General features: G+C 29.4%; 12 protein-coding genes. 10 read left to right on the plus strand and 2 right to left on the minus strand.

Features of this window, described 5'->3' with window-relative positions:
• Positions 1-86: 86 nt before the first annotated feature.
• Genes CC87_RS03675 through CC87_RS03690 form a run of 4 tightly spaced genes read left to right on the plus strand, consistent with a single transcriptional unit; the run spans position 87 to position 4,145 of the window.
• Entirely contained in the window at positions 87-1,376 is a 1,290-nt protein-coding gene (locus CC87_RS03675; RefSeq protein ID WP_051920513.1) for an ABC transporter substrate-binding protein, read from the plus strand.
• Positions 1,373-2,254: a carbohydrate ABC transporter permease gene (locus CC87_RS03680; RefSeq protein ID WP_038056231.1), complete on the plus strand. Its 882-nt coding sequence runs from the start codon at positions 1,373-1,375 to the stop codon at positions 2,252-2,254. The genes CC87_RS03675 and CC87_RS03680 overlap by 4 nt, the downstream gene beginning before the upstream one ends.
• Positions 2,251-3,078 carry a carbohydrate ABC transporter permease gene (locus CC87_RS03685; protein ID WP_038056233.1) on the plus strand — a complete coding sequence of 276 codons (828 nt, stop codon included), beginning with the start codon at positions 2,251-2,253 and terminating at the stop codon, positions 3,076-3,078. The genes CC87_RS03680 and CC87_RS03685 overlap by 4 nt, the downstream gene beginning before the upstream one ends.
• On the plus strand, positions 3,075-4,145 hold the full coding sequence (locus CC87_RS03690; protein ID WP_038056235.1) for an ABC transporter ATP-binding protein: 1,071 nt from the start codon (positions 3,075-3,077) through the stop codon (positions 4,143-4,145). Before CC87_RS03685 ends, CC87_RS03690 begins: the two co-directional genes overlap by 4 nt.
• Here the strand turns inward: CC87_RS03690 and CC87_RS03695 are convergent.
• Positions 4,142-4,609 (minus strand): putative metalloprotease CJM1_0395 family protein, encoded by a 468-nt coding sequence (locus tag CC87_RS03695; RefSeq protein ID WP_038056237.1) that lies wholly within the window; start codon positions 4,607-4,609, stop codon positions 4,142-4,144. The two genes, CC87_RS03690 and CC87_RS03695, sit on opposite strands and share 4 nt — an antisense overlap.
• Positions 4,610-4,716: 107 nt before the next feature.
• Here CC87_RS03695 and CC87_RS09000 point away from each other — a divergent pair, with 107 nt between their 5' ends.
• A complete protein-coding gene (locus CC87_RS09000; protein ID WP_156955571.1) occupies positions 4,717-4,872 on the plus strand; it encodes a hypothetical protein in 156 nt (51 codons plus the stop codon).
• A 77-nt stretch (positions 4,873-4,949) separates the two neighbouring features.
• On the opposite strand, the gene CC87_RS03700 is transcribed toward CC87_RS09000, so the two are convergent.
• Positions 4,950-6,149 (minus strand): dicarboxylate/amino acid:cation symporter, encoded by a 1,200-nt coding sequence (locus CC87_RS03700; RefSeq protein ID WP_051920515.1) that lies wholly within the window; start codon positions 6,147-6,149, stop codon positions 4,950-4,952.
• A gap of 244 nt (positions 6,150-6,393) precedes the next feature.
• Between CC87_RS03700 and CC87_RS03705 the strand changes: the two genes are divergently transcribed.
• The 5 genes from CC87_RS03705 to CC87_RS03725 all read left to right on the plus strand — a co-directional run bounded on the left by CC87_RS03705 (position 6,394) and on the right by CC87_RS03725 (position 11,329).
• Complete coding sequence (locus CC87_RS03705; RefSeq protein ID WP_038056239.1) at positions 6,394-8,109, plus strand: carbon starvation CstA family protein; 1,716 nt, start codon at positions 6,394-6,396, stop codon at positions 8,107-8,109.
• Positions 8,099-8,380 (plus strand): DUF7990 family protein, encoded by a 282-nt coding sequence (locus tag CC87_RS03710; protein WP_038056241.1) that lies wholly within the window; start codon positions 8,099-8,101, stop codon positions 8,378-8,380. The genes CC87_RS03705 and CC87_RS03710 overlap by 11 nt, the downstream gene beginning before the upstream one ends.
• Positions 8,380-9,273, plus strand: a complete 894-nt coding sequence (locus CC87_RS03715) for an ArsA family ATPase (RefSeq protein WP_051920517.1) — start codon at positions 8,380-8,382, stop codon at positions 9,271-9,273. Before CC87_RS03710 ends, CC87_RS03715 begins: the two co-directional genes overlap by 1 nt.
• Entirely contained in the window at positions 9,274-9,918 is a 645-nt protein-coding gene (locus CC87_RS03720) for a hypothetical protein (protein WP_038056243.1), read from the plus strand.
• A 418-nt stretch (positions 9,919-10,336) separates the two neighbouring features.
• Positions 10,337-11,329 (plus strand): hypothetical protein, encoded by a 993-nt coding sequence (locus CC87_RS03725; RefSeq protein ID WP_038056245.1) that lies wholly within the window; start codon positions 10,337-10,339, stop codon positions 11,327-11,329.
• The last annotated feature ends 60 nt before the right edge of the window (positions 11,330-11,389 follow it).

Here is an 11,389-nt window from a genome sequence, read left to right on the forward strand (position 1 = left end):
GTTGTAATGAGAATACTCGAGAAATTTATCCTCAGCAAGCAGTATCTAAAGTTTTTAAAAATTTTATTAAGCTTAAGATAATTAAATTGAAAGGAAAAATTTTTAAAAAATTAATTCTTTTGATATTTCTTTTTCTTCTTTTAGGGTGTCAAGGTAAAAAGAAAAATGAAATAACTTTTATGGTAGGTGGAGCTCCTAATGAGGTTGCTTTCTGGAATAAACTTGCTAAAGAGTTTGAAAAAGAAACAGGTATTAAAGTTGAAATTTTAAAACAACCTGCAGATACAGAACAAAGAAGACAAGGTTTAGTAATAGCTTTAACTTCTAAAAATAAAGATCCAGATGTCTTTTTAATGGATGTGGTCTGGATTCCTCAATTTGCAGCTTCCCATTGGTTAGAACCTTTAAATTCTTATTTAAAAAGAGACTCCCAGATTTTAAAAGGATTTTTTAAAAATGTAATTAAAACTGTAGATGTATATCACCAAAATATTATAGCTCTTCCTGTTTACATAGACGGTGGGATTTTATATTATAGGAAAGATCTTCTTCAAAAAGCTGGATTTAAAAATCCCCCTCAAACCTGGGAAGATTTAGTTGATTACTCTTTGAAAATTCAAAGAATTATTAAAAAAGAAAATCCAGATTTTTATGGTTTTGTGTGGCAGGGAGCTCAGTATGAGGGCTTGGTTTGTAATTTTTTAGAAATAGCCACTTCTAATAAGGGAGGAATTTTTTTTAAAAATGGTAGAATTATTTTAAATATTCCTCAAAATATAAAAGCTCTGGAATTTATGAAAGATCTTATTCATAAGTATAAAATTTCTCCCCCTAATACTTTTACTGAGATGAAAGAAGAGGAAACAAGAATATTTTTTCAAAAAGGAAATGCTTTGTTTGAAAGAAACTGGCCTTATGCCTGGATGCTCCACCAAGCCCAAAATTCTCCTGTTAAAAATAAAATAGATATTACGGAACTACCTCATTTTAAAGGTGGTAAAAGTACCTCAGCACTTGGAGGCTGGCATATAGGAATTTCAAAATATTCTGATAATAAAAAAGCAAGTTGGAAATTTGTAAAATTTGTTACTTCTTATAAAGTTCAAAAAGAATTAGCCTTAAATTTAGGCTGGAATCCTGCCAGAACTGATGTTTATAAGGATAAAGAGATTTTAAAAACTTTACCACATTTTAAAAAACTTAGGGTTATTTTTAATAATCTTGTACCAAGACCAAAAGTCCCTTATTATCCTTTAATTTCAGAGACTTTACAAAGATATATAAATGGAGCACTGGCAGGTAAAATAGAACCTGCTAAAGCCTTGGCTCAGGCAGAAAAAGAAATTAATCTTATAGTAAACAGATATGAAAAATGAAAACATATTATAAAAGCGAAATTAAAACAGCTTTAATATTTTTAACTCCTCTTGCAATTTTTATTCTACTTTTTGTTTTTATTCCTATAATAGCAACTTTTATAAATAGCTTTTTTAAAGATATTACTTTTTTAAATAAAAAATTTATCTTTCTTCAAAACTACTTTTATCTTTTTAAAGACGCTGGTTTCTGGCAATCTTTAAGATTTACATTGCTTTTTATTATAGTATCAGTACCAGCTGAAATTATTTTAGGACTTATTTTTGCTTTAATTTTAAATTATAATATTCCTTATAGAGGTTTTATAAGAGTTTGTGTGCTTTTACCTTGGGTAATTCCTGCGGTAGTTTCTGCCAGATTGTGGGAGTTAATCTATAATTACAGCTATGGATTAGCCAATTTTTTGTTTTTAAAAACTGGATTAATAAACGAGCCTGTTAACTGGCTTGAAACTGGTTTTTCTGCTTTTTTTGCTCTTATAGTTGCTGATGTATGGAAGACCACCCCTTTTGTAGCTATCATCTTACTTGCAGGGCTTCAAGCTATACCACAAGAAATCTATTTTCAGGCTATGATAGACCGAGCTAATGTCTGGCAAAGATTTTCAAAAATAACTCTACCGCTTTTAAAACCTATTCTTATTATTGCTTTGCTTTTTAGAACCATTGATGCTATACGTATTTTTGATCTGGTTTATGTGCTTACCAAAGGAGGACCTGGAGGATCCACTACTTCCCTTTCTCTTTATGCTTATAAATACTTTCTATCTGGAGACTTTGGATACGCTTCTTCTATCTCTATTATTCTTTTTCTTATTTCCTTTATTATATCCTTACTTTACATAAAATTTGGGAAATTTGAACAGGAAATTTTATGAGAGAAGAAAAATTTGTTAAATTTTTATTTGTTATTACTGCTGTTTCAATTCTATCTTTTTGTCTTATGCCTTTTTTCTATATGCTTGTGATAAGTTTTAGCACCAGCTGGGATATTACTTCTTTAGATAAAATTAGATTTTCTTTTTCAAATTATATAGAAATTTTAAAAGATCCATCGTTACATTGTTTAGATTACATTAAAAATAGCTTAATAATTTCAGCAGTAAGTTCTTTCATATCTGTTTTTATTGCTTCTCTTGGAGCTTATGCCATTTCAAGATTGGATTTTCCTTTTAAATTTTTTCTTCTGCTTTTTATTCTTGCTTCTTCTATGTTCCCTCAAATAACCATTGTAGGATATCTCTTTAAATTTATGAATAAACTGCACCTTATAAACACTTATTTAGCTTTGATTTTTCCTTATATAGCCTGGACTTTGCCTTTGTCTCTTTGGATTATGGTAAGCTATTTTTCAAAAATTCCAAAGGAACTTGATAAAGCTGCTCTAATAGACGGATGTAATTGGTTTCAGATTTTTATAAAAATTATTTTACCTTTATCCAAGCCAGGTTTTATATCTGCAGGTTTACTTTCTTTTTTATTTGCTTTTAATGAATTTTTATTTGCTTTAATGCTTACTATTGATTATCACGCCAGAACTGTTCCTGTAGGAGTAGCCTTATTTCAAGGGCTTCATGGAGAATTACCTTGGGGAAGTATAATGGCTTTTTCTATACTATCTTTAATTCCTGTGATTTTAATTACGCTTATTTTCCAGAGATATATTATTCAGGGGCTAACCAGAGGAGGACTTAAAGAATGAAAATAAAATTAATAAATCTCTCCAAAACTTTTATCTCTCCTCGCAGAAGAGTTAAAGCTGTGAATAACATAAATCTTGAGATTGGGAAAGGAGAGTTCTTTGTAATTTTGGGTCCAAGTGGATGTGGAAAATCCACTCTTTTAAATCTTATAGCAGGATTGGAAAAACCAAGCTCAGGAGAAATATATTTTGGAGAAAAACTGGTAGCTTCTAAAGAAAAAAAGATTTTTATCCCTCCTAAGGATAGGAATGTAGCTATGGTTTTTCAGAGTTACGCACTTTATCCTCATTTAAATGTTTTTGAAAATATAGCCTTTCCTCTGAGGATTCAAAAATTGGACAAACATAGTATAAAAAAGGAAGTGGAAAAAATTGCAGAAATGCTTGAGATAAAAGACCTTTTATTTGCCAGACCTTCAGAACTTAGCGGAGGTCAGAAGCAAAGGGTTGCTATTGCCAGAGCTCTGGTAAGAAAACCTTCTGTTTTGCTTTTGGATGAGCCTCTTTCAAATCTTGATGCTCAACTAAGAATAAACGCCAGAGCTGAAATAAAATTCCTTCAAAAAGAGCTTAAAATAACCACTATTTATGTAACTCATGATCAAATAGAGGCTATGAGTTTGGGAGATAGAATTGCTGTAATGAATAAAGGGAAAATAGAACAAATTGGTTCTCCAGAGGATTTATATAAAAATCCTAAAAATTTATTTGTAGCAAAATTCATAGGGACTATTCCTATAAATTTGATAGAAACAGAAATTTTAGAAGAAGATAAAAAATTATATAGTTTGCTTGGAGATTTAAAAATAAAAATTCCTGATGATAAAAAGGAATTTATAAAAGAAGGTAAAATTATTATTGGAATAAGATCAGAACATCTAAAAATAAATCCAAAATCTGCAGATTACAACATTTTAGCCAGAGTGAAAGTAATTGAACCTCTGGGAAGAGAATATTTAATTCATATAGAATATAAAAATTATACTTTTAAAGTGTTATCATTAGAGAAAATTTCAGAAAAAGAAATAATAGTAGGGTTTAATCAACAGGATCTGTATTTTTTCTAAACTTTTACTGAAAGAAGAGGTTTTTCCTGTCCTTGAGATTTTTCTTGTTCTTTAAGTTTAGCCAGCTCCTGGCGAGCTTTCATTTCTTTGATAGTAGCTATTTGAGCTACTCGTATATCCTGAGGAGAGGGGTCTGCAGGTGCTAAAGCTGCTGCTCTTACTATTTCCATTTTTCTAATAGTATCTTCAGGATCAGGTTCTTCTGATGTATCTATACTTACTTCTCCTCCTGTAATATAAAATTTACCGTCAGGACCGCGAGTATAGGTATAATGGACAGCTCCAGTATATCTACCTCCTACTGCTTTGTGTGCCATTTCATGAGCAATAACCTGTTTCTCTTTAAGCCTTAATTTTTGTATAATAAGACGAATTTTTTGCTCTTCTAATTTTTGCGTAATATCCTGAAAATTTTTTTGAAAATTATTTATTATATTTGATCCAACTCCACCTATTTTTATCATTTCATTATATAATTATAATAAAATAACTAAAAATTGAATAGTTTAATAGTTTAATTTTTAATTTAAAGAAAAAACTTTAACAAAATTATTTAAAAAATTTTACAAAAATGGTTTATTATAAAAAAGATACGACTGTTATAGCTGTTTATGGAACTCTTAGGAAAGGAGCTTATAATTATAAATTTTTGAAAAAAGTTAATCCCAGATTTATAGGCAAAGGAAAAGACAAAATAAATATCCTAAATTTGACAAAAATGGCTTAATTGTTCAGAGCGGAGACTATTTAGAAATTGAAAAAAAATTATTAGATAAATAGTTATACTGAATAGAAATAGAAAAATTAAACAATTGAGTGGGCCCTCTCTTTATTTAGCCAATGGTCTATAATTTTGGCTCCTACTAAATCTCCCCAGACATTTATACTGGTTCGCAGCATATCCAAAAATCTATCCACTGCTAAAATCAATCCTAAACCCTCAAGAGGAAGTCCTACTGATTGAAAAACTAAGGTCAGGGTGACCAGTCCTGCACTTGGGATACCTGCTGCTCCTACTGAGGCTAAAACCGCAGTTATAAAAATCAAAAACTGCTGAAAAAAGGTAAGTTTTAATCCATAAGAATAAGCAATAAACATAGCAGCTACAGCTTCATAAAGAGCTGTTCCATCCATATTAATAGTGGATCCAAGAGGTAAAACAAAACCAGCTATCTCTGATCTTATTTTTGCTTTTTCTTCAGCCACTTCAATAGTTACAGGAAGAGTAGCTGAACTTGAGGCTGTAGAAAAAGCTAATAGAGGTGCTTCTCGGATACAAAGAAAGTATTGCCAGGGATTGGTTTGAGTAAATAGGTAAAGAATAAATGGTAAGATTATCAAACCATGGATAGCTAACCCTAAGATCACGGTTCCAGCATATTTCCAGAGAGAAAGAAGAAGAGCAAAGCCTTCTTTAGCCACTAAAGAGCCTACCAAGAAAAAGACCCCTACTGGTGTTAATTGAATAATACCACGAGTAAGAATAAGAAGAGATTCATTTAAAGCTTCAAAAAATGAATTTAGTGGTTGAGCTTTTTTTCCTATTTTTAAAGCTGCTAAGCCTAAAACTATAGCAAAGAAAATAATAGGAATAACTTCGTTAGAGGCAAAACTTTTTACAATATTTTCTGGAAATAATCCAAGCACAAGATCTTCAAGAGAAATGGTTTTTAATTTAGGTATTTCATGAATTTTTATTTCAGCTGAAGGTTTAATAATGTTTACTATGAAAAGCCCAAGCAAAACAGAAAGAGAAGTGGTGCTTAAGTAATATATAACAGTTCTTATACCTACCCGTTCCAGAGTTTTAAAGCTCTTTAAGTTTAAAAGACTTGTAAATACTGAAGTAAATATCAAAGGGGTTACTACCATTTTTAATAATTTTAAAAAAACTTTTCCAATAACTGAAAACTTTAAAATTATAGAAGGAAAAGATATTCCTATCAGAACAGCTAAAAAGATAGCTATTAAAGTTTGATTCTCAATGCGTTTTAAAAAATTCACCTTTTAAATAAAACTTTTTATTAATATAATATTTATTATATCAATGTTTATATCAATGTTGTATTTAATCTTTCTATTTTATCCATTTCTATTTATTTTACCAATCTTTTGTTAATTTTTTCTGTTTTCAAAAATATATTTATTATTAGAAATTTGAAAGCTATATTGCTTAATAAAAAATTAGAAATATATTATTTTTTTAAATTAAATTATAACAGAAACAATCCTTAACAGGAGGTTTAATGTGCCGATAAGTATTGTGGTTATTGCTGGTCTCCTACTTTATACATTTTTCTATTTGATTTGTGGAAGGTATCTTGCTAAGAATATTGTAAAAGTAAGTGACAAGCCTACACCAGCTTATAGACTTTATGATGGTATTGATTATGTTCCTGCTAATAAATATGTGCTTTTTGGTCACCATTTTGCTTCAATTGCAGGTGCAGCTCCTATTGTTGGCCCAGCAATAGGAATAGCCTGGGGATGGGGAGCAGCTCTTTTATGGATCTGGTTAGGTAATATTTTTATTGGTGCTGTGCATGACTATTTATCTTTGATGAGTTCAGTTCGTTATGATGGTCACTCTGTCCATTGGATCGCTGGAAAAGTAATAAAACAAAGGACCCGTTATGTATTTGCAATATTTATACTTTTTGCTCTTATATTGGTTGTAGCTGCTTTTGGAGCAGTATTAGGTAAACTTTTTGTTCATCAACCCGCAATTCCTACAGCCTGCCTTATTCAAACTATAGGTGCTGTTGTTTTAGGAATTATGTTGTATAAATTAAGAATCCCCCTTTCTGTTGGGACAATCTTTGCAATAATTTGTTTGATACTTTCTGTTATTATAGGTAAATACTATCCTATAAAAGCTCCCTATAGTGTATGGATGATAATTTTTCTTTTATACATTGTTATTGCAGCTTCTTTACCTGTGCAGTTCCTTCTTCAACCAAGAGATTATATGAATGCCTGGCTTCTTGTAGCTGGTCTTGTTTTGGGAGGAATATCTCTAATATTTACTACAGCTAAAATTTCTTTTCCTGCTTTTACAAGTTTCAGCCCGATTATTGTAGCAGGGCAACCCACTCCTTTTTGGCCTGTTATTGTGCTTATTATAGCATGTGGATCACTTTCTGGTTTTCATTCCCTTGTAGCCTCAGGAACAACCTCAAAACAACTTTCTAAAGAAATAGAAGGACTTTTTATTGGCTATGGTGGGATGCTTGCTGAGGGTTTAGTTTCTACAATTGTTGTAACTTCTATAGCAACTTATGGATTTTCTGTGCTTAGTCCGGAACAAGTAGCACTTTTAAAAACAGATTTTGCTACAAATATAATAAAAATTGAAAAAAATATAGGAGGCCCTATTGCCTTTTTTTCTAAATCTTATGGAACAGCTGTTAATGCAGTATTTGGACTTTCTAAGGAACTTATAATCATTCTTGCTTCCATGTGGGTAGCAGCTTTTGCCTTAACCACTCTTGATACCACCAATAGACTTGCAAGATACACCCTTACAGAACTGGCTGAACCATTAGAAAAGGTTTCTTTTTCTATTTCTCAAATTTTAACAAATAGATGGATTGCTTCTCTTATTCCTGCCATTATAGGAATTTGGTTTGCCTGGAGTGGTGCTTGGACTGTTATATGGCCTGCTTTTGGAGGAGCAAATCAAATGCTTGCTTCTATTGCTCTTCTTACAGCAGCTGCCTGGGTGGTAAAAATTCAAAAGACAAAAGGAACTATGGTGATAATACCTGCTATGTTCCTTTGGATAACTGTAACATGTGCCCTTATATGGTTTCTTATAAAAGCAGTACCTACCTATATGCACAAAAGCCATGTTATGGCTTATATTCTTGGAATAGTGATGGTTATTATGTTAATTCTTAATTTTATTTTAATATTTGATTATCTTACAACCAAAGAAAAGAAAGTAGAATCACATGAATTTTGACGAAGTTATAAAAATTCTTAAACAAATTTTTAGTGGAATAAAAGAAGGAGTAAAAGAAAAAAGTATAGATCATATAGAGACAGAGCTAAAAGACCTTGAGGGAGCTTTTGGAATGATACTTTTTGCCTCTCTTATGGGATTTCCTTCTTTTTCACCTTTTATAAGTATTTCTCTTTTACCTTATTCAGAAAAAGAAATAATTACTATGTTATCAAGATCAAAATTTTTTGATGATTTTGCAGCTTTCTGGTTTGATCTGGCAGATATATAATGAAGAAAATTTTCATATTCTTAGGTAAAGGCGGAGTTGGTAAAACTACAATTTCTGCATCTTTAGCCTTCTGGTTGGCTGAAGAAGGAAAGGATGTTTTCTGGTTTTCTGTTGATCCTGCCCATAATATTGGTGATATAGTCAAAAAAGAAAAGCTCTCCAAAAAAACAAAAATTTATAAAAATTTATGGGTTCAGGAAATAGATATTGAGAATTTTCTTAAAAAGTATTTAGAAAAAAATGCTAAAAAAATGAAACAGCTTTATAAACAGCTTCAAGTTACTCAAATGGAAAAGATCTTTGATATAATGAAACTTTCTCCTGGAATAGAAGAAAGTGCTATACTTTATGCTATTCATGAGATAATAGAAAAACAGGAGCATGATTATATCATCATTGATACTCCTCCTACAGGTTTTACATTAAGAATTCTTGCACTTCCTCAAGTAAATTTGAAATGGCTTACAGCTTTAAAAGAGTGGAGATTAAAAATACTGGATAAAAGAAAAATCATAGCTGATATTAGAAAAGAAAAAATACCTGAAATTAAAGAAGACAAAATTTTAAAAGAACTGGAAATGCATCTCAAACTTATGCAGGATATGAATGAACTATTTAAGGATAAAAATACCAAATTTATTCTTATTTTAAATCAGGATAAACTTTCATTAAAAGAAAGCGAAAGAATAAAATCAAAATTGAAATTACTGAAATTTAATTTAGAGCTGGTTCTGATAAATAAAGCAGGAATAGCAGAGGTTGAGGAGAAATTGTTTAAGGAATCTTTTTCTGAATCTAAAATTGTCTTTTTGCCTTTTATTAAAAATCGGTTCCAACTGGAAAAGGAAGATTTTTTAGAACTTGCAAGATATTGGGTAAAAGAGGTAATATAAGTGAATTTATTCTGGATACTTCTAATAATAACTATTTTTCTCATTAGTAGTTTTTACTGGGGCGTAAGAAAAAACACTAAATTAGCTAAATTAGTAGCTGAGAAACTTGAAAAAACATTAAAACCATTAGATCAAACATATACCTGGTTAGGAGGTTCTATAGGGTTTGCTGGAGAATATAAAGTAGAAAATTTTAAAAAAGTTTATGTAAACTTAAGGCTCATTCCAAGGCAATCAGCCCTGTGGCTTCCAATTTCTTTGATTTTGGGGAGAAGGGATTCTCTTCAGCTTCTTTTTTATCTTAACTTCCCGGTAAAGCAGGAGTTTCATATAATTAAAAAAGCTCTTTTTATGCCTAAAATATATAACATAAAAAAGCTTAAAAAAATAGAAGAAGGCGATTTTGTATATTTTTATGAAAAAGATCCAGAGCAGAGGAAAATATTTGAGCATATATGTAAGGAATTAAAACCAATTTTTAGACATATAGCTTTAACTTGTGAAAATCATATTTTTTATATTGAATTTACAGGTAATTTACAGAATGAAAAAATATGGAAAGGTTTAGAAAGATTAATTAAAGAAATTCCTTTACTTCTATGCGTTATTCCTTTTATTTTTGTTTTTTCATTTTGTATTATTTAGACTTTAGTTTTATAAAAAATTTTTGTGATAATTTTTAAAGTAAAAAGTTTTTTATTATTTTTGATATGTTTTTGAGAACTGAAAAAAATTAAATTTTAAAATTAAAAGGATAAACATTTTGGCTTAAAGATTGTAGAGTTTAAAGATAAAGAAGCATTTGTAAAAACTGCTACTTAGGAAATATATTGAAGCGGATTTAATAAGTCTATAAAGAGGAAAGCTTTGGGAATTTTTATTACTAATAGCCCGGAAGAGAATTTAAAAAAACGTTTAAAAACTCTTATTAGCCAGAGCGGAGAGCTGAAGTTTCTAGTACGGAATTTATAATTTTTGAGCTTAGCAATAAAAAGTAACTTAAGTTATTATTTTTATAAAAAATGAATAAAATTTTATAGATAAAAAAGAAGAAATAACTCAAATGATAATATGTCAAGAAGAGTATAGGAAAGCAAGAGAATTTTTAATAAAAAATTCGACATCTCTAATAAATATTAAACTTTATTTTGAAAGTATCGAAAAATGCTTGCCACAAATCATTACTTATCCTAAATCGTATTTAGGATCTCTTTTTAAAGAAGCAATTAATGAAATAAAAAACTTAGATCCTGAAAAGGTATATTTATTTGTTTTTGAAAAGTTGGAACATATATCTAAATATTTTGAATCCCGCCAAACAGTTGAAATTTGCTCTTATTTATTTCGAATAAGAAATTTTAATAATTTTTTAAAATTTTATGAGTACCAGTCCAATTCTTTAAAAGAAAAACAAAAAGAAATTTTTCTAAAAAATTTTTTTGTATTAAAGTTTTATTTTTTTATATTAAATTTACTTTGCGAACATGTAAGTCGGTCTTTCATCAGAAACCAATTTAAAAAGTTAGTTAAATATTCATATTCACAAGGTTCATTTTTAGAAAATTTTTTTTCTAAATTTTTACCAATTAGCTTTATAATAAAAAGATGGGAGAATACAAGAGATCTTTTTTGGAAGTGGAAAAATAATCCTTATTTTAGTTTGTTTAAAAAAATTGAAGTTTTTAAAAGTATTGAACTATGTGGAATTTCTATTGATAGAATTTCAACTAAAGATGAGGAACTATTAGTAAAAATGTTGATAGAATTTCTTAAAGAAAATTCTAGTAAATTTACCGAAGAAGATAAAAAAGAATTTAGGGAGAAAATTTTTAAAGAACCTATTGAAGAGGTAAAGAAACTTTACAAAAAATCATACAAAAACTTCTGGGAAGATTCAGAAGAAGCAAATAATCTTGAACAACTTGCTTTTTTATTAAATGAAGTAGAGTATATAAATAAAATAGTAAAAAATCTTATTTCTTTTGAAATTCCTGAAAAGCAATGGAAAAAAATTAAAGAAGGGCAGTTGTCAAGAGAATTGTGTTTGGAATTTTAAATGAAACATTTGTTTCAATTCATAAGAACAATGTCTTACCCCTGGTAAAGGTTTTCTCCA

The organism is Thermodesulfobacterium hydrogeniphilum (assembly GCF_000746255.1).
Taxonomy (GTDB): domain Bacteria; phylum Desulfobacterota; class Thermodesulfobacteria; order Thermodesulfobacteriales; family Thermodesulfobacteriaceae; genus Thermodesulfobacterium; species Thermodesulfobacterium hydrogeniphilum.